Genomic DNA, 23,581 nt, shown 5'->3' with positions numbered 1-23,581 from the left:
TGCGATCGCGGAGAATATCTACTAGCAAGTATAACTATTGTCGAATATCATTGGGGTATATCAATGATAAACTCCGTACCCTGACCAAGTTCAGAGACACAACTCAGTTTACCTGCGTGGGTTTCTTCGATAATCTGTCGAGCGATCGCTAATCCTAATCCCGTACCCTTACCCACACCCTTGGTGGTAAATAAATGGTCGAAGATTTTCTGTTGAATTTCTGCTGTCATTCCTTTACCGTTGTCTCGAATTGAGATTTTGGCGTGATTATTTTCCATTGATGTTTTGATGATAATTTTGTTGGGGTTGGCTTTTATTTCCTCATAACTTTTACCTGTATTGGCTTCATCTAATGCATCAATCGCATTCGCGAGGATATTCATAAATACTTGGTTTAATTGACCGGGAAAACAGTTGATTTGTGGTAAATTACCGTATTCAGTGATGACTTCAATGGCTGGACGGTATTCTGAGGCTTTGAGACGATGTTTGAGGATTAAAATTGTGCTGTCGATACCTTCATGGATGTTGAATGGCACTTTATAATCTTTATCAGCACGGGAGAAGGTGCGTAAACTGGTGCTAATATTTTTGAGTCTGTCACATGCCATGACCATTGCATCGAGCATTTTGGGGAAGTCTTCCAGGCTATATTTGATGTCGATTTCTTCCGCGTGTTCGAGAATTTCTTTGCCGGGATGGGGAAAAGTTTCTTGATATAATTTCAGGTGGTCACTAATGTCGGTAAAATTGGGTTTTGCTTGTTTTAAACTAGCAGCAATAAATCCTAAAGGATTATTCATTTCGTGAGCGACACCTGCGACTAAATTACCCAGGGCTGACATTTTTTCATTTTGAATTAATTGTATTTGCATTTGTTGCATAGAAGTAATGTTTTCTTGCAATTTGAGTTCTGCTTGTTGACGTTCTTGAACTTCTTGCTGTAACTTAGTTTGGATATTTCTTAAATGTAAATGGATATTCACCCTGGCTAAAACTTCTTCAACTTGAATTGGCTTAGTAATATAATCAACTGCACCGGATTTTAAACCACAAACCTTATTTTCCGTATCTGTCAAAGCAGTCATAAAAATGATGGGAATATCTGCCATATTGATATCAGATTTAATGCGACGACAGGTCTCAAAGCCGTCGATTCCCGGCATCATAATATCTAGTAATATTAAATCAGGATTAATATAGGGTAATTTTTCCAAGGCTGTTTCTCCACTTTTGACCACGGAAATATCGAATCCAGCACTATCTAAAACATCAAATAATAACTTGATGTTATTGGGAGTATCATCAACAATTAAAATTGTGTTGGCAGGCATAATATTTACCAAATAATCAGTAATTAGGAACTAATAATTATTCACCAGTCTTTATTCATCTGTTTTTACTGCGGACTGTTCAAGTAATAGCGCGATCGCATCGATATCAAATTCGGATGCTAAAGCCAAAACTTTATCTGCAAAGGGACTATACTGGGAGTCTACTTGCTTAAGTTGTTGAGCTGCTGCTTGAATTTCACTAATACGACAACGTTGTACAGCTGTGTGTAAATTCTGCAAATGAATGGTTTCTGGAACTATCCAACCATCTCCATTTGTCACAAAGGTATTAGGAGGTTCTGGTTTAGGTGTGTTCTCATATATCCACTCCAGCTTGAGATAATACTGAAGTTGATCTAGCAGTTCTTCCGCTTGCACGGGTTTGGGAATAAAATCATTACAACCAGCTGCACGAGCTTCCTGTCGATGGAAATCAAACACACTTGCAGAAGAAGCTATGATTATTGTCTGTTTCAGGTTTGGTGATTCCCGCATTTGCTTAACCATTTCCAAGCCATTCATCACAGGCATGGCTAAATCTGTAATAATTAAGTCAGGTTGAAAACTATTGGCTTTTGCGATTCCATCCTCTCCATTAACCGCTTCGACAAGCGTAAATCCAATCGGTTCCAATAAATTCTTCACCACAGAACGATTTTCCCAACGGTCATCGACGATGAGGATTTTATAGCGATAATTACCTTGATAACCCGTAATCACACCAAAAGAAGTAGCACGGGAAGATACAATCCATTCTGCTGCTTCCGGTATTTCCAACTCAAACCAGAAACGACTTCCTTAAATTCCTGACCCGCTCTCAGTTGAGCAAGGAAATCAGCAAAAAGATGAACTGAATCGGAATGCAAAAAGTCTGTGGGTTTGAGATATGGCCATTCTTCTTGAGAATAACCATACATTTTAGTAGCAATCGGATTGATGGCAACAATTACACCTGTTTGTATATCAATAATCGCCATTGCGTCATTCACACTTTCAAATATACGCCGATATTCAGCATCTGTTTCATTAGTTTCATTCTTTTCTAAAACAGTGTTGGAGTTTTTCTGGGGATAAGCATTGAGATTATTTAAGTGTTTGGGAGACATAATGAATTGTTGCTCTTGACAATTTGATGATTTTTGTTGATGGAATAGATGGAAGACCTGAGTTTTGCAAATCACATGATTATTTTTTTTTGTTTTTGTGTGCTAATAGACTAGTACAATAAAGCGTAGAGTAAGCAAGCCACTATTTGTAGTTAGTGAAAAGTCTGGAGGATAGGATTTCTTTATCAGTGATTTTTTCCCTTTTTACTGCCAAACTGACGCAATATAAACAAAAATAATAGATATTTAACCCTGTATTTTAAAATTTATATCTGAGAATCATCTCGTTCTATTTGGAGAATTCGATAACTGGGAATTTTCTCACTTCAAGCATGAACACTATCAAGAAGTGAACACGTTATGTCGCTATAAATAACTTACAAAAAAAGAATATATATTTTGGTCAGAAAACCAACGATGATTGTTTTGATTACTTTCATCATTCCATATACAAATGCACCGTTAAATCAAGTAAATTTCTATTTATTTCTATTTGTTAATATACCCATTTTCCAACTAAAAATTAACAAAAATATAATCATTGACGCAATTTTTGTTGATTCTAAGACAAATGTCACATTTTTCGTCAACCTACTGGATATAAAGAAATTTTTCTCACTCAAAATTAAAAACTGTCTATTCGATCACAATTTGTGGTATATTTCCAATCACGGTATTCCCACCAATAAACCGTAGATTAGTTGCCGAGGTCAAAGCCGTGGGTATTGTAGTTGAGAGCGTGTCAAAACAATTTGGTAGCTTTAAGGCTGTAGATGAGGTTAGTTTAGAAATCAACAGTGGTTCCTTAGTCGCATTATTGGGACCTTCCGGTTCCGGTAAGTCCACACTATTGAGGCTAATTGCTGGATTAGAGATGCCTGATAGTGGTAGGATTTTATTAACTGGGAAGGATGCCACCTATCAAAGTGTACAGGAGCGGAATATCGGCTTTGTGTTTCAACACTATGCCCTGTTTAAGCATTTAACAGTCCGCCAAAATATCGCCTTTGGTCTGGAAATCCGTAGAGCATCAAAGGCAAAAATTAAACACCGGGTGGAAGAATTGTTAGAATTAGTACAGCTGTCCGGATTAGGCGATCGCTATCCCTCCCAACTATCGGGTGGTCAACGTCAACGAGTTGCCCTAGCCCGTGCTTTAGCAGTGGAACCAAAGGTATTATTATTGGATGAACCCTTTGGCGCTCTGGATGCAAAAGTCCGTAAGGATTTACGAGCTTGGTTACGCAGATTACACGACGAAGTTCACGTGACTACCGTGTTTGTCACCCATGACCAGGAAGAAGCAATGGAAGTTTCCGACGAAATTGTGGTCATGAATCGGGGACGGGTGGAACAGGTGGGCACACCAGCAGAGATTTACGACCATCCAGCGACGGCTTTTGTCATGAGTTTTATTGGTCCGGTGAATGTGTTACCCAGTACATCACGCTTGTTCCAAACCAACGGCTTTGACTCAGCCCACCCGGAAATGTTTCTTCGCCCTCAAGATGTAATTGTTGATACTGTGCCCAATGGTACAACGGTTCCTGCCAGGGTTAACCGCTTGATTCATCTCGGCTGGGAAATTCAAGCGGAGTTAGGTTTAGAGGACGGTCAGGTGGTGATTGCCCATTTAAGTCGGGAACGGTTTGATGAGTTAAATTTGGAACCACAGCAGAAAGTATACGTAAAACCAAAGGATGCGAAATCTTTCCCCCTTTATTATTCGATTTGAGTGGGGAGTGGGTAATAGTTCTAAATCATTTCGATTCCACTTTTCTTGGTTATAAAGATATAAAGATTACAAACGCCAGGTTTTTTCGGGAACAGGGAGTGGGGAGTAGAGAATAGTTATAACGATTCCGATTCCAAGTATTAAAATCGACTTTTAAAACATTCTCTTATATTCGCTTGGGAGTCAGAGTGGGGGGTTATAATACAAGGCGGAGCCTTGCAAATCCCACTCCCACGCAGAGCGTGGGAGCGAGGATGCTCTGCGTGGGAGCGAGGAAAAGACTACAGTCCCATGTACCCCTACTCCCTATTCCCCACTCCCGACTCCCTGTATTTCCCTGATTCAAAATTTCACACTATTAGCACGACAATCCCGTAACCACAGATTAACAGCTTCTCCGACTACACCTTGGGAACTATCCCGGAGGGGTGCAAGGATTTGATTGGGTCGAGATGGATAGGAACCAGTTTGACTACGCATGGAAACTTGATACCAACCTTCAGGGGTTTTCGTTAATAGTAACCAATGGTACTGTTGCATTTCGATGGCTGCTTTTGCCGTGTATCGACGCTCTAGGGTGGTAAAAAATACTTGCTCTATATCCGATGATTCTTGGTAATCAGGGAGACGACTAGTGGGTTGGGGGTTGAGTGGTAGGGGTTGAAATTCTGCTTTGCCAGCGACCAAAATGTAACTATAGGTTTCCCCTTGACGTTTGAGTCTCCGCGCTCTTTGGGTGACACGGTTGGCGTAACCGGGTAAATCCCGTAACATCAGGTGGGTGATTTTTTCCAGGGGTAGCTGGGAGCAGGTGGTGGGAATAACGGGGGTCATTGGTAATTGGGAAGGAGCGATCGCATGATGATTAACAGGGTTGTGAACCGGGTGTCGGTTAGGATTGGTACTGTCCAACCCCAAGGGGAAATTCGCTAGTAAACTAGTAAAATTACTGAATAAACCCAGGGTAACGTAAATATTTCTACTCACCATTTTCCACCCCCGATTCCCGACTATGCAATTCTGCACAAATTTTTTGCCAAGCGATCGCGGGTTCCGGTGCAGCAGTAATTGGTCTACCAATTACCAAATAATTAGCTCCTGCGGCTAAGGCTTGAGCGGGGGTAAAAGTGCGTTGTTGGTCGTCTTTAGTAGACCAGGAGGGACGTACACCCGGACAAACCAGTAAGAAATCATTCCCCAAGCGATCGCGTAGTCCAGCTGCTTCCTGGGGGGAACAAACCACCCCATCACAACCGGATTCCTGAGCCATGAAGGCCATTTCCAGGGTGAATTCCGGTAATTCCAAGGGTACACGCAAATCAAAGGCTAATTGACGGGGGGAAATACTTGTTAGTAAGGTAATGGCAATTAACCGGGGTGGAGTCATATTTACCGCATTTGCACCCCTTTGCACCGCCGTTACCGCCGCAATTAAGGCATCCCGTCCCGCAGTGGCATGGATAGTTAATAGATCAATACCATACTGAGCCGCAGCATAACAAGCACCAGCGACGGTATTCGGGATATCATGGAACTTTAAATCCAGAAATATCCGTTTATTGCGGGACTTTAACACTTCGAGAATCCCCGGTCCAGTACTTGTAAACAACTCCAGACCCACCTTCCAAAAAGTAACCTCCGGAAGCAGATCAATTAGCGCGATCGCATCTGCCAAACTTGACACATCTAAGGGAACAATAATTCTCTCACTCATTCGATTTTGGATTTTGGATTTTGGATTTTCGATTTGTCACGGAAACTGGTTTAACATGATTCATCAAGTCAGAAACTCTTGTCCAGCAATATTCGTGGAAAATAAAAGTTTCTAAAAACCTCTTAGGGTCTGTCATCAATTTAAAATGAACAGCTTTGACAGCAAGGATTTCAACAATTATCACTTCCTATGAGCCGAAAGCCTATAAGCTAATACGGTAGGCGTTCTCAAGCTAATTGATAACACACCCTAGTATATTGATAAACCTGGAATTAGCCGGTTATTGACTTTTTTCTCAACTAATAAATGAGGTGACTTTGAACTTTAACTGACAAAATCATTGATTCACAAGGATTATAGTGTTGACTGGGGTATGTAAACAGACACGATATCAAAATAGATTCTGAGTACAGGAGACAGTATAAAATGTTTCCTCCTGTCTCCTGTCTCCCTCCCTATACCAGTCGCACAAAATTTTTCTTACCCAACTGCAAAACCTTACCCTTCAACTCATCCGCACTCCTATAGGTGACTTCTGGGTCTGTGACTTTTTCCCCATCCAGACGCACCCCTCCCTCCTGGATTTTTCTCCGTCCTTCACCACCACTTTTACATAAACCACTACCATTAAGAATACTGCTTAATCGCGCTGGAAATTCCACAGCCATCAGGGAAAACTCCGGAATACTTCCTGCTTGTCCCGCAGACTCTGCTGCTATTTTCGCTTCTTGAGCAGCAATTTCACCATGATATTGGGTGACGATTTCCCCGGCTAATAACTTTTGTTGTTCTCTAGGATTTTCCGGCAACTGTTCTAAAGGTAAATTCGTCAATAACTCAAAATATTGTCTCAATAAATTATCGGGAATAGCTTGCAATTTTTGATACTTATTATTCGGATGCTCACTTAAACCAATGTAATTACCTAAAGATTTCGACATTTTTTGTACCCCATCCGTACCAATCAAAATTGGTAACAGCAACCCAAATTGGGGTTTTTGACCAAAATGTCGCTGTAAATCTCGACCCACAGCAATATTAAACTTCTGGTCAGTACCCCCTAATTCCACGTCGGCTTCCACTGCTACCGAATCGTAACCCTGCATTAAAGGATACATAAATTCATGTAAGAAAATCGGGTTTTGTTTTTTGAAGCGTAAATCAAAACCTTCCTTTTCCAACATTTGTCCCACGGTCATGGTGGATAAAAGTTCTAAAATTTTGTTTAAATCGAGTTGGGATAACCATTCGGAATTGTAACGCACCTCCAGCCGTCCAGGAGTATCAAAATCTAAAATTGGCCGCACCTGCTCTAGGTAGGTTTTCGCATATTCCTGAACTTGTTCTACCGTTAATTGTTGACGTGTTTCCGATTTACCAGTTGGATCACCAATTCGTGCGGTAAAATCACCAATTATGAGAACTGCTGTATGACCTGCATCCTGAAATGCTCGTAATTTTCTGATAGGTATGCTATGACCTAAATGAATATCCCCAGCTGTGGGATCGATCCCTAGTTTGACTCGCAATGGTCGGTTAGTATTTGTCAGGATATCTTCCAGCGTCGCGGTTTCTCCCTGAGAATCGCTAGATTGTGGGAAAATTTCTACAGTTCCACGACGCAACCAGTCTAAATTTTGGGGCATACTATGACTATTAAATATATCTACTATGTTGTCTTTCCATGTTCACATCAGGGTCTGTAACCTTCGCAGTTATCTTTAGGCGAATTATCCATCCCCAGACTAATATAATTACAAAAAATTAACCCTTGTCCATAATCAAAATAGCCATTTTCGTCATGACGACGAAAGGAAGCAATCCTAAAAATTGATTTTTGAGTAGACATTTTCAGTGAGGAAGTGAAATAACCGTGTCTTCAAGGACTTTTGCAGATAAACATACCCAAAGTCAAACCTCATCTGGCTTTGAGTTCATCAAAGGAGTTGGTCAAGTTACCGGTGGAACTCTACTGGCTATTACCATGTTGACAAGCTCAATTGTAGCGGGTGGGCTGGTGGGTTTAGCAATTAGTTTCCGTAATTTACCCGATGTACGGCAACTACGTAACTTTTTTCCGTCGGAAACGACCTACATTTACGATATCAAAGGCAAGTTATTAGCTAGTCTCCACGGTGAAGCTAACCGGGAGGTTGTCCCTTTAGATCGTATTTCCCCGGAACTCAAACGCGCAGTTCTTGCTAGCGAAGACAGTGATTTCTACTTCCACCACGGAATTAATCCCAAGGGGGTAGGTCGTGCAGTCGCTAGTAACTTCCGTTCCGGTGGAGTACGAGAGGGTGCTTCCACAATCACGATGCAGTTGGTAAAAAACCTGTTTTTATCAAGTCGGCGTGAATTTACCCGTAAAATTGCGGAAGCTGTTCTGGCTGTAAGGATAGAACAAATTTTGACCAAAGACCAAATTCTGGAAATGTACTTAAACCAGGTTTATTGGGGTCATAATAATTACGGTGTTCAGACAGCCGCTCGCAGCTATTTTAATAAATCCGCAGAAAATTTAACCTTGGCAGAATCGGCAATGATGGCTGGATTAATCCAAGCACCGGAGGAATACAGTCCATTTGTGAGCATGGAAAAGGCTAAAACCCAGCAAAGAATTGTTTTAGGACGAATGCTATCTCTGGGTTGGATTACTCAAGCTGAACACGATAAAGCGGTGAATGAGAAAATTACCCTTGGTCGGATTCGTTCTTTCCAAGGTAGTGCCTTACCCTACATTACCAATCAAGTTTCGGCGGAAATTGCCAAAAAATATGGACGGGAAGCCTTACTTAAGGGGGGAATGCGGATTCAAACCACCGTGGATGTGGAATTTCAACGCATGGCGGAACAGTTGGTGTCCACATGGCATCGGCGTTTGCTAGGACAGGGTTTGCGCAACAACCAAATTGCTTTGGTTGCAGTCGATCCGCGTACCCATTTTGTCAAGGCTTTGGTGGGTGGTGTGGATGCGAGAACCAGTGAGTTTAACCGCGCGACCCAAGCTCTCCGTCAACCTGGTTCGGCATTTAAACCCTTTGTGTATTATGCCGCCTTTGCCACTGGTAAATACACTCCCAGTACTATTGTCCATGATACACCCGTTAGTTATCGGGATGGTAGTGGTTGGTATTACCCGCGTAACTACGACCGCAGTTTCGGGGGTCCAATGACTATTCGCTATGCTTTAGCTCAGTCGCGAAATGTACCTGTGATTAAGCTAGGTAAGGCGATTGGGATGAATAAGGTTGTGGAAACCTGTCGTATTTTAGGAATTACTAGTCCAATGGAACCGGTCACATCCCTACCTTTAGGTGCAATTGGGATGACTCCTTTGGAAATGGCCAGTGCCTATGCGACAATTGCTAATTATGGTTGGCAATCACCCACAACGGTTATTGTTCGGATTACGGATAGTAGTGGTAATGTGATTGTTGATAATACACCAAAACCTAAGTTAGTATTAGATCCTTGGGCTTCGGCTGCGACTTTGGAGGCGATGCGGGCTGTAATTACCGAGGGAACGGGTAAAAATGCAGCTCTTGGTCGTCCCGCAGCTGGAAAAACGGGAACTACTTCTTCGGAGAAGGATATTTGGTTTGTGGGTACTGTTCCCCAGTTGACGACTGCTGTTTGGGTGGGACGGGATGACAACCGTCAGTTAGCAAGTGGTGCAACTGGAGGGACTAATGTGGCTCCGATTTGGCGAGATTTCATGACTCGTGCGTTGCAGAATGTACCAGTAGAGAATTTTAAACCGATGTCAAGTTTCCCCCGTCCTCTGTCCTAAGGATTTTGAGAAAAATGGTTGATAGTTGTCTGTTGAATGGCTGTCAACCTTCCACTGACAGTTTGCGATCGCACACCAATTCCCTATATCTAACTTTGGCGATATAGGATTATGGGGATAGGTAATGATATGCTGGGACAAGAGGGTGTAAATTTACTGTTGTTTTTCGAGTTCCCGTTTCATCCGTTCCAGGGTTTGATGCATTTGGTCAAACATTTGTTGAGGTGTGATACCAAACTGACCAAGTTGGGTTTTCAACTGTTCTATGGTCATTTGGGCTGTAAAATCATCGGATAGTTCAAATCGCTTCATAAAAATTCGATAGCGTTCGGTCATGGCTTCCATCTGTTCGATGTACATCTTTTTGCCTTCCCGGTCAAATTTGCCGTAGTTACTACCGAGCTTGATGAGGGATTGGTAATCCTCAAACAGTTGTTTTGCCTCTTGTTGAATTATTTCTGACTCAAAGAATCCCATGTTGCTCCCTTAAAAGTTTGAAAATAAATCGTGTTAAATAATTTTAAATTTTGAATTGAGTAGGTAGGTACAATCAAACATCAAACCGCAATGTAACCAATCATTCGGCGTAGAGACGACCCGACGGGTCATCTGTACTCCCTGATCTCAACGATAATTTTTACCACCCACCTACTTAGCCCTACAGATAAATCTTGAGACTGGTAAGCTCCAATTCATATTCGCTGCATAATCGTTTCCTGGGGTCGTGGACTGTCAACAGTTGGATATGCAATTTGAATATGGAATCGCTTACCATTAAATAAATATTGGTCATGAAAATACTTGCTGTATATCTAATTCTAGTTTAGAAAAGTCTTCTGTGGAAGCTATTGGTGCGGAAGTTCGGTTTTTCACCGCAATTTCACTACTTGACATTTCGTTCCCTCAAGGATGGTAATCAAGTATGATTCAACTGGGAATGTTTGGGAAACTTTGAGGAAATTTACTCTCTTGATGTCCTATGTTTACTAATCAGCGTAAAAGTCGTAGTGTTGCAGCAGTATTGGCATTTGCTGGAACCTTAACTATTTCTGGCTTACATAAATTTTATCTGGGACAACCTCTGTGGGGAATCCTCTATGTTTTGCTGTCTTGGACTCCCATTCCCAAGGTTGCAAGTGCCATTGAGGGGGTATGGTTTCTCGCTCAAAGTGAAGATACCTTTGACGAAAATTTCAACTTGGGTAAATCTCCCCTGCGAACAATTCAAACCGGAAAACAAGTCATTGCGATCGCGGATGCATTACGTGAGTTAGATGGGTTACGTCAGGATGGTTTGATTTCGGAATACGAGTTTGAACAAAAACGTCGTCAACTACTGGAACGAATCAGCTAACACGGGAATTGGAATTATGATGCAGCCGTTTCGATTCAATCCCAGATTACAACGTTTACGTGAGCGCATTCTCCATGACCCCTATTATCGGTTTCAGTCCGGAGAAGAAATTGCGATCGCTTCCCAGTTGGGTATCAGTATTGATGTTAATCATGCAACGGTGGATGATTGGTTGCGTTTACCAGGTCTATCAATCCATCAATCCCGTACTCTAGTACAATTATCACAGGCTGGTGTGAAGTTTTACTCGATTGAGGATATTGCTGCGGCTTTAAGTCTCCCTGTCACCCGTTTACAACCCCTCCAGCCAATTTTAAATTTTGCCTATTATGATGACGAATCGATTGATACTCCGGTTGTCATCGTGAATCCGAATACGGCAAGTTTAGAAATTTTGCTCAAAGTACCTTTTATAGATGTGGATTTAGCAAAGGCAATTATTCAAACCCGTGAAAATCATGGCTTTTATACCAGTATTGTCGATTTTCAAAAAAAGCTCAATCTCGCGGGAGATGTTTTAGCACAGTTGATGTATTATTTAAGGTTTTAATTTGAAATTCCCCCACTGATAATCTTACTTAGACTTACCCTGCATTTTTCACTAATTTCTCAAACTTGCAGGGAGTAGGGAATAGGGAATAGGGAGTAGTGGGACTTAGACAAAAAATAGCCGGAAAAACTACTCAAATGTATACGCACGACTTTGACATCGTTTTGAATAGTTTCTTGCTACATCTGGCTTTCAATCATTTTTGAGCCTATAATGTATTTTCCTTCCCCTGTATGGGTTTGAAGCTGATTTCTGCCTCAAAAATGTTTAAGTCCCGGTAGAAGGAAAATTAATCCGTCACTCAAGACTTATAACTTACTTGTGAGAAATCCGGGTTACGCAGAAGTAATGCCACTGTATCATTACGTAGCTTGCTTCCCGAAACTGCGTTGCGATCGCTGCGGACAAATCTTCTTTGCCCAATACCATTTCACTAGCATTTTGATACATTTTCTTTCCCTGCTTCCAAAAGCTCCCCCTCCATCTCCTGCTTCCTAAATGTATCAACCTCAAAGTAAAACGGTATAAGTCCTGTCTTATAGGTTAAAACTTTCCCTACTGCCTACTCCCTATTCCCTACTCCCACAAAAAGACTTTTTTTGTAGACTTGAATTAAAGTTGTTCTGGATTAATTCCTTTTTCTTGAAGCAAAGTCCGCAAAGCCGCCAATTCTGCTTCTGCTTTTTCAGCACGCTGACGTTCTTGTTCAGCACGCTGACGTTCTTGTTCTTTGAGTTGGTCTAATTCCACAAAATTTAAAAATGGTTGTCCATCAGGACGAAAAATTTGCAACTCATTATTTGGCAGTTCAAAACGAATGCCTAAACGGGGACTAACCCAACCTGCCATTTGCTCGATTTCTCGTAATTCATCATTTGCACGTAACCAACCTGTTAATTCCGGTGTATTTGGGTCATATAAATAATATTCTTCCACCCCATAACGCTCATAAAACTTATATTTAGCAATCATTTCTCTGTGAGTATTGCTTGGGGAAAGAATCTCAAATACAACCTGCGGAGGGATATTATTTTCTTGAGATTGAATATAAGCACCCCTATCTCCTTTCGGTCTACCAAAGACTACCATGACATCAGGTGCCCTGCGAATTACGTTATTATCTTTGACGGGATACCATAGCAAGTCCCCAGCCACAAACACATCTGGATTATTCGCAAACAACAAATCACAGTTTTTTTTAATCAACACAATTAATTCAAACTGTTTCGTATTGTCTGCCATTGGCTGTCCATCACTTGAAGGGTAGATGATGTTATCTGGGGATGCAAGTGGCAACTGAGTAACCATTGGTGTAGCTCCGTTTGCGCGAATCTACTGCTAATTTTAGCTTGATTTCTAGTTTCGCGATCGCTCAAGTTCCGGTTACAACCCATCCTCATCAATCTCTGCCCAATGTGACTGTCGGAAGGAAGACCTAACATAAATGCGGTTTTAATTATCTTTGGAGATATAATCACTTGGTCTGGTATTTAGTTGGAAGTCGCGATCGCATTATTTTGTGATTATGATGTGAGTACTCCTACACAGAAGTTGGCTACGATGAATCATACAATCTGAAACTCTTACCTACCATGATTCATGGAAAATAAAAGTTTTTAAAAACCTCAGATAGGAATCGTACTTGAATCTTGTTGAATATACTCAGAAATAAAGTTTTGGACGACGGGCTTCAGGGTTATTGGGGGTTTTCAGAAATCAAAATATGAGTTCTATATAATAATGTATAGTTTTTATTCCCTAAAAATTTAGCTACCAAGTACACTTGAGGTACTATCTTGCCATGGCCCCGGCGGCAATATACATTATCCTATCGGCGATTTGTCAAGATGTCAATAATCAGTCCTGAAAGTATTGTTATTGCGCTAGATTCTTGAGAATAGAGTCATTAATCTTGAGAAAATGAGCCGTGTTTTTGTCAATAAGCTGAAAATCCGAGGGGCTGTCACTTTTTTGTATTTTTGCATATTTAAAAAACTAATTAATTAAATCAGTCCCCATATCCTTTATGGATTTATGGATTATAGACACAACTAACCCAAAAAATAGTTCATTTCTACTACAGACTCCCTATTTTCTCGCGAGGAAATGATTTGCTTGTAGGGGACTACCTGCATTTGTCACAAATTCCCAAAAAATCAAAATCAACTGGACTGATTTTCCGATCAAAGCGTTTCCAAATAACTCAGCAAATCAGCCATTTCGCGGGGACTGGGCTGAAACTTGGGCATAGGGGGAGTTTCACCACTAATCACCTGATGGATCAAGCCATAGGGTGATTTGCGCTTAGAAACACCTTGTAAACTGGGGCCAACCCGTCCATCAGCTTCTAAACCATGACAACCGGCACAGTTAATCTGAAAGATGGCATGACCTTGGACAGGGTTGCCGTTTTGGGACAATACAGCCTTCACGTATGGGTCAGAAGCTTGAACCATACGAATTATAAAAATAGTAAGGACAACAGTAAGGGCGATTACCAATACTGTCAAGGTGATACGGAGGGTAAAATTTGGGGGTGTGGTTGTTATCTGGTTATCCAAACGAGTTACTTTTATTAATCAACGTCTACAAAAAATTTTCATTTCATACACATAGCTTAAAAGTTCTTGATCGCGTCTGCAAGCGGCTACGCCATTTTTCTTGCCACTGTTCTCTCAAACATCGTTATTTGAGGATTTTTGCAATGGTTTGGTAGAATCAGGATTGGATACAAATGTTTAAGAAACACAATAAGGAGTATTAAGGTGATCGAACCTTTACTGTGCGGTATTGTTTTGGGTTTAATTCCCGTCACTCTGGGTGGGTTGTTCTATGCTGCCTACGTTCAATATAAGCGTGGTAATCAACTAGGAATCTAGTGATTTTGGATTGTGGATTTGAGATTTTGGATTATCCGGCATTTCTGAATCGTGGGATGAATGACCAATGTAGCGATCTGTCGAGTCTAGCCAAGGATTAGAACAAGGCATCAGCAACCCCGATTACCCGATGACAATCTTGGTGGGAGATTTATTCTTCCACCAAACTCTTGATAACAGGGATTTTGGATGATTTAACAGATTTCCCCGATATTCTGTAAATCTTTCACCAACCTCGAAAATATACCCTTATGGTAGGTACTATTTGTTCGCTATAACAGACGAATTCTAGTTCTAGATTCAGGGTTATGGATTAATTATGCTAGCCAGGGTATGGAGTGCTGCAATTGTTGGCATTGATGCGGTCAAAGTGGGCGTGGAAGTGGACGTATCCGGTGGTTTGCCAAGAATTACAGTGCTGGGTTTGCCGGATGCGGCTGTACAGGAATCTAAGGAACGGGTGCGAGCTACTTTAAAAAATGCCGGATTTGGGTTTCCTGGTGGAAATATCGTCATTAATTTAACCCCTGCTGATTTACGTAAGGAAGGTCCCTGTTTTGATTTGCCCATTAGTGTAGGAATTTTAGCGGCTTCCGAGCAGGTAAGTGGTGACTTATTAGGTGATTTTTTATTCTTGGGTGAGGTCAGTTTAGACGGTAGTTTACGTCCGATTGCGGGGGTTTTACCCATCGCGGCTGCGGCGAGGAAAATGGGAATCAGTGGGTTGGTTGTGCCTGGGGATAATGCCCAGGAAGCGGCGATTGTGGAGGGGTTGGATGTGTATGGGTTGGATACTTTGGGGGAAGTGGCGGATTTGTTGAATAATCCCCACAAGTACCAACCAGCGAAAATGGAAGCACAAAATACCAGTGAAATTTTGGCGGTGGGAAGTTTTGATTTAAAGGATGTGAAAGGACAAACCCATGCACGCAGAGCCTTAGAAATTGCAGCTGCGGGGGGACATAATTTAATTTTTGTCGGACCACCGGGAAGTGGAAAAACGATGTTAGCGAGGCGTTTACCGTCGATTTTACCAAGTTTGGAATTTAGTGAAGCCTTAGAGGTGACACGGATTCATTCGGTGGCAGGATTATTGAAAAATAAGGGTAAGCTAGTGCGCGATCGCCCGTTTCGCAGTCCCCATCATTCAGCTTCGGGACCTTCTTTGGTGGGGGGAGGTGGTTATCCCCGTCCAGGGGAGATTTCTTTGGCTCATTTAGGGGTGTTGTTTTTGGATGAGTTAACAGAGTTTAAGCGAGATGTGTTGGAATTTTTGCGTCAACCATTGGAAGATGGATTTGTGACAATTTCCCGTACCCGACAATCGGTGATGTTTCCAGCCCAGTTTACCTTGGTTGCTAGCACCAATCCCTGTCCCTGTGGATTTTATGGCGATACAATTCAAGCTTGTAGTTGTTCTCCCCGTCAGCGAGAAAATTATTGGGCGAAGCTTTCTGGTCCGTTGATGGATCGAATTGATCTGCAAGTGGCGGTCAATCGGTTAAAGCCGGAGGAAATTACCCAACACAGTCCAGGAGAAAGCTCCCAAATAGTGCGTCAACGGGTAATTGCAGCCCGTCAACAGGCTATGGCAAGATTTAAAGATGAGAAAAATATCCGTTGTAATGCCCAAATGCAAAGTCGTCACCTGGCTCAATGGTGTCAACTGGATGATAGCTGTCGGAATTTATTAGAAGCAGCCATTCGTAAACTTGGTTTATCAGCCAGAGCTAGCGATCGCATTTTAAAAGTCGCTCGTACCATTGCCGATTTAGCTGGTACTGACAATCTCCAACCCCACCATTTAGCTGAAGCTATTCAATATCGTACCATCGATCGGATGCAGTGATTAGGATAGGATACGTTCGTCAGGAGACAGGAAAAAAGTGTTCAGTTAGAGCAAGTGGTCTGTCCCATAAGTTCTGAGGGGTTCTTGATAATAAAGGCGCTATGAGCGCTACTATGTGCCTTTTTTAACCCATCAAAATTAACGTGAATTCGACGGATTGTAAAAGCTGCAATCCCTGTGAATCCATGATTTTGAAAGTTAAGGTTTAAAGTAACCTCATCCATTAGTTGAGAACAAAGTCAATAACTGACTGATTTCAGGTTTAATGATTTTATTCTCAACATCATACTCGGAGGTTTTTAGAAACTTCTATTTTCTACGAATGATACTGGACAAGAGTTTCAGGCTTTATAACTTATCGAACTCACGTAAAATTAATGACATAATGACATGAAGTATTAGATTCTTGATCCGATTCCACACCATTGCAACAAAGGGAAAGTATTCAACGACTATTGACTCAAGGAACGAAATACATTATTCACTAGGGAACTGCAAGTTTTGGACCAATGAATAATTTTGCGATGGAAAGATGGTTTAAACGGATCGAAACCCATCCGTGGTGGGGTGTAGCTTTTGCTGTGGTATGGATTGCTTTGGTATCAGGAATCGGTTTTTTTTGGCATTTAGGTAGTACTGGCTTAATTGATGAAACCGAACCTTTGTTTGCAGAAGCTTCGCGACAAATGTTGGTGCGCAATGATTGGATTACACCCTATTTTAATAATGAAACCCGGTTTGATAAACCTGCTTTAATTTATTGGTGTCAAGCGATCGCCTATCAACTCATTGGTGTGAATGAATGGGCTGTGCGTTTACCAAGTGCGATCGCGGCTTTGTTTGTGGTGGCTTTCACTTTTTATATATTAAATTGGTATTATAGACAACAAGATGCTACTCTGCAGGTGACACGTCCATTACACCGTTGGCTAATTCCAGCCCTAGCTAGCGCCATTATCGCCCTCAATCCGGAAATGATTATTTGGGGTAGAACTGGTGTCTCCGATATGATGCTGACTGGATGTATGGTTGGTGGCTTGTTGTGTTTTTTCCTTGGTTATGCAAGTCCAACTTCTAAATCTAATTCCCCCTTTGTCACTTCCCCCTGGTACTGGGCTTTTTATGTACTCATCGCCGCCGCAATTTTAACCAAGGGACCTGTTGGTATCGTTTTACCAGGATTAATCATTGGTGCTTTTTTAATCTACGTTGGCAACTTCTGGACTGTTGTGCGGGAGATGCGTCTTTACATCGGTTTACCCCTGATTTTTCTCCTAGCTGCTCCCTGGTATATTTTGGTTAGCCTGCGTAATGGTGAAAGTTACATTAGCACTTTTTTTGGCTATCACAATGTTGAGCGGTTTACAGGGGTCGTCAACGGGCACTCAGCCCCGTGGTATTTTTATTTTGTCATTATTCTTTTGTTATTTGCACCCTACTCAGTGTACCTTCCGGCAGCAATGGTGCGGTTGAAATTTTGGCAGCGTCGTCAACTTTTGAACGTACCTCGGTTTCAACAGTTTGAATTATATGTGTTTGCCTGGTTTACAGGAATATTCGTATTTTTCAGTATTGCCGTCACCAAACTTCCCAGCTACGTATTACCACTGATGCCAGCAGCAGCGATTTTAATTGCTTTTCATTGGGGTGATTTTTTACCCGGCTCTGTTCCAGCTTTAGGAACTGAAAATATAAATCATCGCAGTTGGCGTTGGAGTAGTTGGATTAATGTCGTCTATATTACAGCGATTGGCATTGCCCTGTTTTATGTTTCCCAAATAATTGGTTTTGACCCAGCTGCGCCAAAATTTCGGGAAGCCTTACAGGAATCAGGTTTAACAGTAATTGGTGGAATCATTTGGCTGGTGACAAGCGTAATTCTTGCAGCCTTAATTATCCGTCGGCGTTGGTTAGCCATACTTCCCGTTAATCTGGTTGCCTTTAGTTTATTTTTGCTCTTTGTCTTGACTCCAGCCCTGTTTATTAACGACAGGGAAAGACAACTACCCCTACGGGAACTGGCTAAAGCAGCCGTTACCAACCAACAACCAAACGAAGAAGTGATAATGGTGGGCTTTCTCAAACCAACCTTTGTCTTTTATAGTCAGTTGAGCATCACCCATATAAAATCCGGTTCCCAAGCTGGAGATTATGTCAAAACTGCAGTTGCAAAATCACCGTCAGTATTAATTCTGGCTCAACCTGAAAAACTTGCAAAAATGGGTTTAACATCCACAGACTACACAGTGATTCAGGAAAAAGGTGTATATAAGTTGGTTCGTTTTCCCCAATTAAATCCCCGCAAAGGAAGTAGGGAAGGGTCAGCAGATGTAGAGACGTAGCAATGCCACGTCTGTGCGACGTAAAATTTGCAAATTTATCTTCAATAACACCAATATGATGAACCCCATCTGCTTGCGGCGATGGGGTTTTTGGCATAAATTACTCTTCCTCTTCCTCTTCCTCTTCATCAGAAGGATAATAAAAAGTGGAGCGACCAGTCAAAATTGACTTACCGAGTGAAAGTGCTTTTTCTGCCTGCAATGTAGCTTTACGTCGCCACGTTGCTCGACGCTTATCGCGCTTAGATTTGGATGTTTTCTTCTTTGGAACTGCCATATAGCGTACTTCGCAATTTTTGACAACCTTCCTATTTTATGCCATTCCTGGAAAAATGGAAGAAAAATTCGAGTATAGAATTCAAACGACTCGCTTCCTCGAGACGAACCGACGGGTCGTTTCTACTTTTCTGCTGGTTGTGTCAACTGTCGGTTGAAGAGGAGGAGGGAATTGGCTGATTTAAAGTATGTAGACCAAATTGCCGCATCGGGGCGATCGCGCCATTGCTCGCGGCTTACCCGTAGTTCTAAAATTGGTGCGATCGCGCCGTAATTTTGTCCAGAAACAATCACAGAAACGTCTGTAATGAAAATATCTTGGTCAAAACTACGCTGGGCTGCGGCTCGTGCGGCTGCTTCTGCCCTTCTGAGAATAGTTTCGTAGGTTTCTTCTGGCAAGCGGTCAATAATTAAGTCTGCCCGCGCTGTATATGCATTGACCTGTTGTATGGTTGCAATCTCGGATACTAGCCAAATTGGTACGGATGTCAATAGCAATATTGCTGCTCCAACAATCCGGATTTGCTTGCGTAAGTATGGCATAAGTGGATTAAACGTGTTCAGAATTCGCTGCATAGGAAGAAAATTTATGTTGGAACTGGTGTTGAATGAGTGGTTGATACGAAGATTGACCATTGGGTGACTACTCCTGATTCCTAATCAACAAGGGTTTGATAATTTCAGTAAAACGGTTAGTTTAGCGATTTTAGTAATAAAAATTACCCATTTTCGGTTTGAGGAATGGAAATTACTGAGGTTGATAAATATAGGTTAGCCTTGACTTCCTTTTCCAGCCAACTGTGGGAATAGGGAATATCAGGAGCAAGCAATTCACAGTAGCTAACGACGGCGGTACAGTGATTCGGAAACAGAAGGTAATGAATTGATACCTCCCTTCTATGCGCGCACCTATTTCCCCAAGTTCTATCGGTAAATTTAGACTTATATACAGTGATAGCGATGGCAAACAATTGGGCGATCGCAATTGGCATCAATCAATATCAATATTTTCAACCATTGATTTGCGCTCAGGCAGATGCTCAAGCAGTACGCGATTTTTTAGTCACCAAGGGTCGGTTTTCACCCCAGCAATGTGTTGTCATGAGTGATACTTCTCCTCCGATTGGCGACCGTTCTACGAAACCAACAAGGGAAAATATTATTTTACTGCTGGAAGATTTGGCGGCTGCTTGTTGGCGACCGGGGGACCGGGTATGGTTTTTCTTTAGCGGTTATGGTGTCAACGAAAATGGCAAAGATTATTTAATGCCTGTTGATGGTAATTACAAGCGGGTAGAAGAGACAGGTGTGGAAGTTGGTGCGCTGATGCAGTGTTTGCAAGCTGCAAGGGTGCAGGTGTTGCTGTTGCTGGATATTAACCGAGCAATGGGAACCTATCCAGATGTGTTTGTCGGGCAGGAAACGATTGAATTGGCTCAAAAGCTACAGGTTTCGACGATTTTATCTTGTCAACCGGAGCAATTTTCCTATGAAACTACGGAATTGGGTCACGGCTTTTTTACTGCGGCTTTATTGGAGGCTTTACGGTCGGGAAATGGCAATACTTTAGGGGAATTGGAGGCTTACTTAAGTGTACGCACTCCTGAGTTGTGTCAACACTATTGGCGACCGACCCAAAATCCGGTGACGGTGATGAACTATGCTAAACAAAAAATTCTCGGTGATTTGAATCTGGAAACCGATTTGGATGCAGCAGCAATTGTGTTACCGGAGGAGTTATTTTCTGCCGCAGTGGCTGCACCTCGACTAGAACCTACTCCTAAACCAGTTTCTCCAGCCATTCAATCTGCGTCAATTGATTCTCCTCCCACTTGGGGCTATACCCATCTGGAACCACCGGAAAATCAATCTGTCTCTCCTGATCATACTCCCTCCCTTCCCCCTTCCCTTCCCCCTGCGAATTCAGTATTAACGGATAATACCTCGGCTTTAATTAAAACCCCCCAACGACCTCCTTTACGCACCCTCTGGATACATTTGCTGCTGTGGAGTGTCAGTGCAGCTTTGGCAATGGGGTTAATTTTATTTCTCGCTATTCGCCATCGGGAAGGAAACCAAACTCCTACTGAACCGACCACCACTGCAACTCCCTTATCGGAAACCTCTGCCAATTTTCAGCCTGTACCCAAATTGTCTTCTGTTCCTTCCCAACCCTTTCCTACCCTGAGTGCGACTCCGGGTTCAACTTCCTTTGCTCAACCGCGCAAATCTTCACCTAGTAATGCCCTGACTATGCCTCTAGAGGTAGATGGGGAGGAAAAACCACCAGATACACCCCTAGTAGCCACTTCCCCGACTCCGACCCATCAACCTAGCCAAGACGGTCGGGAACTAGCTCGCACAGAATTAGCAAAATTGGGACTTAAGCCCTATCTTCCCCGCGATTTAAAAGCCGCGATCGCCATCGCTAGTAAAATTAAACCTGATAGTCCCCAGTATGCCCGGGCACAAACCAATATTAAAATTTGGAATCAAATGCTACTGGAAATCGCTACCACTCGCGCTCAAAAACGCCAATACACAAATGCGATCGCAGCTGCTGAATTGATAACCAAAAACCAACCCCTGTACTCGGAAGCTCAAAGTTCCATCAGTCAGTGGCGTAGTGATGCTAAACGTTATTTTGGCAACAAAACCGTGGTGGAAGCTGCCCAAAAGCTGATTAAACCCGGTCAAGCATCTACCTATAATCGGGCAATTGAGGTGGCTAAACGTGTTCCTAGCGGCGAACCAGGGGCTGATATCGCCGAAAATGCCATCGATAAGTGGAGCAAGCAAATCCTCAAATTAGCCCAGGAACGCGCTAATAAGGGTGATTATCAAGCTGCGATCGCTACTGCAATTTTAGTTCCGGAAGATACCTCAGCGCGAGATCAAGCCCAAAAGTCAATCACAATCTGGAAAACTCGTCTTAAATAAGTAATTTGTAATTCGTAATTCGTAATTCGTAATTTGTAATAGCCTGCGGTAAGGTTGCCATTATTTTAATTAATGGTTGAAGGAGGGCACGTAGTAGCGCTAGTCTACAACAACCCTGCGGGTATAGCGCATTAACTCTTTTTCGGAGCTAGAGCGACTACTACAAACCCCTCAGACTAAACTTATGTGGTCGAGTACTACGCCAAGGCCATTAGCCATTATAAATTGCCGCTTTGCGGTTTGAACAGGAACTGGTAAGCAGTACATCTAGGCTACTCCCTACTCCCCTTAAGTTGTAGGGATTAGGGAGAAATACAGGTATAGTCCCGCAAATGAGGAGAATATTAAAATTTGTAAAAAAAAGCAGCATAAATGCTGTTTTAACTATATAAATTCAATACGGGGATCACGTTCACCGTGTTTTTATGATAATTTCGATTAATCTGGTGATCCCATTGTTAAATTATTTGCTAGTGCCAGACATCCAACTTTCTTAGGGTGTCATTTATCACCTCAAAGTCCAAGCTTGTTTAACTTGTTTGGCAATTTTTTTCAATTCAAATCAATTTAAAGTTCTCAACTGCGGAAAACGCTCCGAAAAGCGTTTTCAACAATTGAGTATACTCTTTTCCCAGTAAGGTTTGGCTGACCTAGCAAATGACTTGCTGACAGTTAAATTTGTACACAGCTATTCAACAGGGAATAAATCAGAAGTAGCCGAGTGATTCAATTCGGTGTTTTATCTCGTAGATTTTTGGTGTGTACAAACTCGAATTAACGGACAATTACAGGTTTAGTTACAGGTTGGTAAACAGTGGTTCAGGATGGAAACTAGCAATTGTTGACCTAATCAATTAACAATACTGAGTTACATCCTCACCACATTCATCAGCGAGGTAGCACAATGCTCGGAAGCGTAAACTAACAACCTCTTCATACAGGGGATTCAGTTTACAGAGAGGGGGTATATGGAAAATGGTTTTACCGAAAACCTTGATATCCCGTTCAAAAGGACACTGGGGTGGAACTAGGCGGCAAACTCGATGGGCAAAATTGCGATCGCGCACCTGAATGTTATCGATAAACTGGCGTAGAGGTTTGAGAACATCAAACTGACAAAACGGACATTTTTTCGGTTTTGAAGTAGAAGTTAACGCCTGGTTTGCTTCTTCCTCTGGGGAATTGAGTGAAACCCAACTCGCGAAAAAAATCTTGTGGCTGGTATTATTAAATACCTTCATGGTTCACTCCTCTGAAAGAATTGAGGGCTTGGAACTACATCGAAGAAAATCTACAACTCAATCACGACCGTTCCCGGATGATTACTAGAATTCTGGACGAAATTTTGGCAAAATCGTTTCAGTGCAAGTTGAGACAACTTGCTACTGTCTAGTTAACCGTAATTTTCACGGAACGGGTAGTGTAATGTTGTCATCTTGTCAATAACTTGACTTAATTAAACTTTTCATCAAGGCATCTGCCTACGGGAAGAAATGTAACACAAAAAAAATACTTTGTGTCAATATACTGGACAAGTATTGACAAAAATCTATACTAAGCACATGAAAGCGCCTATGAAAGTTATATATTTTCAGGATTTTTGAGTGAGATAACCATTTCTGTCTTCATTTGATATTGAGGATATTTTTCAGACGGTATCCCAAAACCATGTGTCACCGTATCTGAAGAAATATATCCTTCAGCGACAC

General features: G+C 42.0%; 22 protein-coding genes. 8 read left to right on the top strand and 14 right to left on the bottom strand.

The window, feature by feature from the left end; all coding sequences use genetic code 11:
• Window positions 1-47 precede the first annotated feature (47 nt).
• Genes CDC37_RS08480 through CDC37_RS08470 form a run of 3 tightly spaced genes read right to left on the bottom strand, consistent with a single transcriptional unit; the run spans window position 48 to window position 2,440 of the window.
• Entirely contained in the window at window positions 48-1,334 is a 1,287-nt protein-coding gene (locus tag CDC37_RS08480) for a sensor histidine kinase (RefSeq protein WP_096621362.1), read from the bottom strand.
• Between the two features lie 51 nt (window positions 1,335-1,385).
• Window positions 1,386-2,111, bottom strand: coding sequence for a response regulator (locus CDC37_RS08475; RefSeq protein WP_096621361.1), 726 nt, complete (start codon window positions 2,109-2,111; stop codon window positions 1,386-1,388).
• Window positions 2,051-2,440, bottom strand: coding sequence for a PAS domain S-box protein (locus CDC37_RS08470; protein ID WP_096621360.1), 390 nt, complete (start codon window positions 2,438-2,440; stop codon window positions 2,051-2,053). The genes CDC37_RS08475 and CDC37_RS08470 overlap by 61 nt, the downstream gene beginning before the upstream one ends.
• Before the next feature lie 718 nt (window positions 2,441-3,158).
• Between CDC37_RS08470 and CDC37_RS08460 the strand changes: the two genes are divergently transcribed.
• Window positions 3,159-4,175 carry a sulfate/molybdate ABC transporter ATP-binding protein gene (locus CDC37_RS08460; protein WP_096621358.1) on the top strand — a complete coding sequence of 339 codons (1,017 nt, stop codon included), beginning with the start codon at window positions 3,159-3,161 and terminating at the stop codon, window positions 4,173-4,175.
• A gap of 342 nt (window positions 4,176-4,517) precedes the next feature.
• Here CDC37_RS08460 and CDC37_RS08455 read toward each other — a convergent pair whose 3' ends face one another.
• The 4 genes from CDC37_RS08455 to CDC37_RS24115 form a co-directional block, all read right to left on the bottom strand.
• Window positions 4,518-5,165 carry a hypothetical protein gene (locus tag CDC37_RS08455; protein ID WP_231943316.1) on the bottom strand — a complete coding sequence of 216 codons (648 nt, stop codon included), beginning with the start codon at window positions 5,163-5,165 and terminating at the stop codon, window positions 4,518-4,520.
• On the bottom strand, window positions 5,155-5,889 hold the full coding sequence (gene pyrF / locus CDC37_RS08450; RefSeq protein ID WP_096621357.1) for an orotidine-5'-phosphate decarboxylase: 735 nt from the start codon (window positions 5,887-5,889) through the stop codon (window positions 5,155-5,157). The genes CDC37_RS08455 and pyrF overlap by 11 nt, the downstream gene beginning before the upstream one ends.
• A 455-nt stretch (window positions 5,890-6,344) precedes the next feature.
• Window positions 6,345-7,535 carry a tyrosine--tRNA ligase gene (gene tyrS / locus CDC37_RS08445; RefSeq protein WP_096621356.1) on the bottom strand — a complete coding sequence of 397 codons (1,191 nt, stop codon included), beginning with the start codon at window positions 7,533-7,535 and terminating at the stop codon, window positions 6,345-6,347.
• A gap of 47 nt (window positions 7,536-7,582) precedes the next feature.
• Window positions 7,583-7,738 carry a hypothetical protein gene (locus tag CDC37_RS24115; RefSeq protein ID WP_157780685.1) on the bottom strand — a complete coding sequence of 52 codons (156 nt, stop codon included), beginning with the start codon at window positions 7,736-7,738 and terminating at the stop codon, window positions 7,583-7,585.
• A 24-nt stretch (window positions 7,739-7,762) separates the two neighbouring features.
• Here CDC37_RS24115 and CDC37_RS08440 point away from each other — a divergent pair, with 24 nt between their 5' ends.
• The gene (locus CDC37_RS08440) at window positions 7,763-9,682 is read left to right on the top strand and encodes a transglycosylase domain-containing protein (protein WP_096621355.1); all 1,920 of its coding nucleotides are present in this window, start codon (window positions 7,763-7,765) and stop codon (window positions 9,680-9,682) included.
• A gap of 153 nt (window positions 9,683-9,835) precedes the next feature.
• On the opposite strand, the gene CDC37_RS08435 is transcribed toward CDC37_RS08440, so the two are convergent.
• Window positions 9,836-10,159 (bottom strand): DUF1825 family protein, encoded by a 324-nt coding sequence (locus CDC37_RS08435; RefSeq protein ID WP_096621354.1) that lies wholly within the window; start codon window positions 10,157-10,159, stop codon window positions 9,836-9,838.
• Between the two features lie 502 nt (window positions 10,160-10,661).
• Between CDC37_RS08435 and CDC37_RS08430 the strand changes: the two genes are divergently transcribed.
• Window positions 10,662-11,036: an NINE protein gene (locus tag CDC37_RS08430; RefSeq protein ID WP_096621353.1), complete on the top strand. Its 375-nt coding sequence runs from the start codon at window positions 10,662-10,664 to the stop codon at window positions 11,034-11,036.
• 19 nt (window positions 11,037-11,055) lie between these two features.
• On the top strand, window positions 11,056-11,586 hold the full coding sequence (locus CDC37_RS08425) for a helix-hairpin-helix domain-containing protein (RefSeq protein ID WP_442861087.1): 531 nt from the start codon (window positions 11,056-11,058) through the stop codon (window positions 11,584-11,586).
• A gap of 315 nt (window positions 11,587-11,901) precedes the next feature.
• Here the strand turns inward: CDC37_RS08425 and CDC37_RS25470 are convergent, their stop codons facing one another.
• The 3 genes from CDC37_RS25470 to CDC37_RS08415 all read right to left on the bottom strand — a co-directional run bounded on the left by CDC37_RS25470 (window position 11,902) and on the right by CDC37_RS08415 (window position 14,147).
• On the bottom strand, window positions 11,902-12,036 hold the full coding sequence (locus CDC37_RS25470; protein WP_255408909.1) for a hypothetical protein: 135 nt from the start codon (window positions 12,034-12,036) through the stop codon (window positions 11,902-11,904).
• A 162-nt stretch (window positions 12,037-12,198) separates the two neighbouring features.
• A complete protein-coding gene (locus CDC37_RS08420; protein ID WP_096621351.1) occupies window positions 12,199-12,894 on the bottom strand; it encodes a Uma2 family endonuclease in 696 nt (231 codons plus the stop codon).
• A gap of 875 nt (window positions 12,895-13,769) precedes the next feature.
• A complete protein-coding gene (locus tag CDC37_RS08415; RefSeq protein ID WP_096621350.1) occupies window positions 13,770-14,147 on the bottom strand; it encodes a c-type cytochrome in 378 nt (125 codons plus the stop codon).
• A gap of 204 nt (window positions 14,148-14,351) precedes the next feature.
• Between CDC37_RS08415 and petG the strand changes: the two genes are divergently transcribed.
• The 3 genes from petG (at window position 14,352) to CDC37_RS08395 (ending at window position 18,656) form a co-directional block, all read left to right on the top strand.
• Window positions 14,352-14,465: a cytochrome b6-f complex subunit V gene (gene petG / locus CDC37_RS08410; RefSeq protein WP_096621349.1), complete on the top strand. Its 114-nt coding sequence runs from the start codon at window positions 14,352-14,354 to the stop codon at window positions 14,463-14,465.
• Window positions 14,466-14,784: 319 nt separating this feature from the next.
• Window positions 14,785-16,314 (top strand): YifB family Mg chelatase-like AAA ATPase, encoded by a 1,530-nt coding sequence (locus tag CDC37_RS08405; protein WP_096621348.1) that lies wholly within the window; start codon window positions 14,785-14,787, stop codon window positions 16,312-16,314.
• 509 nt (window positions 16,315-16,823) lie between these two features.
• Entirely contained in the window at window positions 16,824-18,656 is a 1,833-nt protein-coding gene (locus CDC37_RS08395; RefSeq protein ID WP_096621346.1) for an ArnT family glycosyltransferase, read from the top strand.
• A 100-nt stretch (window positions 18,657-18,756) separates the two neighbouring features.
• On the opposite strand, the gene rpmF is transcribed toward CDC37_RS08395, so the two are convergent.
• Together rpmF and CDC37_RS08385 are read right to left on the bottom strand one after the other, a co-directional pair.
• Window positions 18,757-18,933: a 50S ribosomal protein L32 gene (gene rpmF / locus CDC37_RS08390; RefSeq protein WP_096621345.1), complete on the bottom strand. Its 177-nt coding sequence runs from the start codon at window positions 18,931-18,933 to the stop codon at window positions 18,757-18,759.
• A gap of 122 nt (window positions 18,934-19,055) precedes the next feature.
• Window positions 19,056-19,475 (bottom strand): hypothetical protein, encoded by a 420-nt coding sequence (locus tag CDC37_RS08385; protein ID WP_096621344.1) that lies wholly within the window; start codon window positions 19,473-19,475, stop codon window positions 19,056-19,058.
• 417 nt (window positions 19,476-19,892) lie between these two features.
• Here CDC37_RS08385 and CDC37_RS08380 point away from each other — a divergent pair, with 417 nt between their 5' ends.
• Window positions 19,893-21,872 (top strand): caspase family protein, encoded by a 1,980-nt coding sequence (locus CDC37_RS08380; protein ID WP_096621343.1) that lies wholly within the window; start codon window positions 19,893-19,895, stop codon window positions 21,870-21,872.
• 854 nt (window positions 21,873-22,726) lie between these two features.
• Here the strand turns inward: CDC37_RS08380 and CDC37_RS08375 are convergent.
• Window positions 22,727-23,113 carry a Mo-dependent nitrogenase C-terminal domain-containing protein gene (locus CDC37_RS08375; RefSeq protein WP_096621342.1) on the bottom strand — a complete coding sequence of 129 codons (387 nt, stop codon included), beginning with the start codon at window positions 23,111-23,113 and terminating at the stop codon, window positions 22,727-22,729.
• Window positions 23,114-23,581: the final 468 nt, after the last annotated feature.

This window comes from Calothrix sp. NIES-3974, assembly GCF_002368395.1.
In the GTDB taxonomy this organism is placed as follows: Bacteria; Cyanobacteriota; Cyanobacteriia; order Cyanobacteriales; family Nostocaceae; genus NIES-3974.
Note: the sequence above shows the minus strand (reverse complement) of the source record. Positions and strands in the feature narration are given on the sequence as shown.

What these genes read in the sequence shown, in the direction of transcription:
- CDC37_RS24115 (WP_157780685.1), bottom strand. Translation starts at nt 7,738, where the DNA reads ATGTCTACTCAAAAATCAATTTTTAGGATTGCTTCCTTTCGTCGTCAT.
- CDC37_RS08385 (WP_096621344.1), bottom strand. Translation starts at nt 19,475, where the DNA reads ATGCCATACTTACGCAAGCAAATCCGGATTGTTGGAGCAGCAATATTG.
- CDC37_RS08430 (WP_096621353.1), top strand. Translation starts at nt 10,662, where the DNA reads ATGTTTACTAATCAGCGTAAAAGTCGTAGTGTTGCAGCAGTATTGGCA.
- CDC37_RS08425 (WP_442861087.1), top strand. Translation starts at nt 11,056, where the DNA reads ATGCAGCCGTTTCGATTCAATCCCAGATTACAACGTTTACGTGAGCGC.
- CDC37_RS08480 (WP_096621362.1), bottom strand. Translation starts at nt 1,334, where the DNA reads ATGCCTGCCAACACAATTTTAATTGTTGATGATACTCCCAATAACATC.
- CDC37_RS25470 (WP_255408909.1), bottom strand. Translation starts at nt 12,036, where the DNA reads ATGTATCAAAATGCTAGTGAAATGGTATTGGGCAAAGAAGATTTGTCC.
- CDC37_RS08395 (WP_096621346.1), top strand. Translation starts at nt 16,824, where the DNA reads ATGAATAATTTTGCGATGGAAAGATGGTTTAAACGGATCGAAACCCAT.
- CDC37_RS08375 (WP_096621342.1), bottom strand. Translation starts at nt 23,113, where the DNA reads ATGAAGGTATTTAATAATACCAGCCACAAGATTTTTTTCGCGAGTTGG.
- CDC37_RS08470 (WP_096621360.1), bottom strand. Translation starts at nt 2,440, where the DNA reads ATGTCTCCCAAACACTTAAATAATCTCAATGCTTATCCCCAGAAAAAC.
- CDC37_RS08455 (WP_231943316.1), bottom strand. Translation starts at nt 5,165, where the DNA reads ATGGTGAGTAGAAATATTTACGTTACCCTGGGTTTATTCAGTAATTTT.
- tyrS (WP_096621356.1), bottom strand. Translation starts at nt 7,535, where the DNA reads ATGCCCCAAAATTTAGACTGGTTGCGTCGTGGAACTGTAGAAATTTTC.
- pyrF (WP_096621357.1), bottom strand. Translation starts at nt 5,889, where the DNA reads ATGAGTGAGAGAATTATTGTTCCCTTAGATGTGTCAAGTTTGGCAGAT.
- CDC37_RS08380 (WP_096621343.1), top strand. Translation starts at nt 19,893, where the DNA reads ATGGCAAACAATTGGGCGATCGCAATTGGCATCAATCAATATCAATAT.
- rpmF (WP_096621345.1), bottom strand. Translation starts at nt 18,933, where the DNA reads ATGGCAGTTCCAAAGAAGAAAACATCCAAATCTAAGCGCGATAAGCGT.
- CDC37_RS08435 (WP_096621354.1), bottom strand. Translation starts at nt 10,159, where the DNA reads ATGGGATTCTTTGAGTCAGAAATAATTCAACAAGAGGCAAAACAACTG.
- CDC37_RS08405 (WP_096621348.1), top strand. Translation starts at nt 14,785, where the DNA reads ATGCTAGCCAGGGTATGGAGTGCTGCAATTGTTGGCATTGATGCGGTC.
- CDC37_RS08420 (WP_096621351.1), bottom strand. Translation starts at nt 12,894, where the DNA reads ATGGTTACTCAGTTGCCACTTGCATCCCCAGATAACATCATCTACCCT.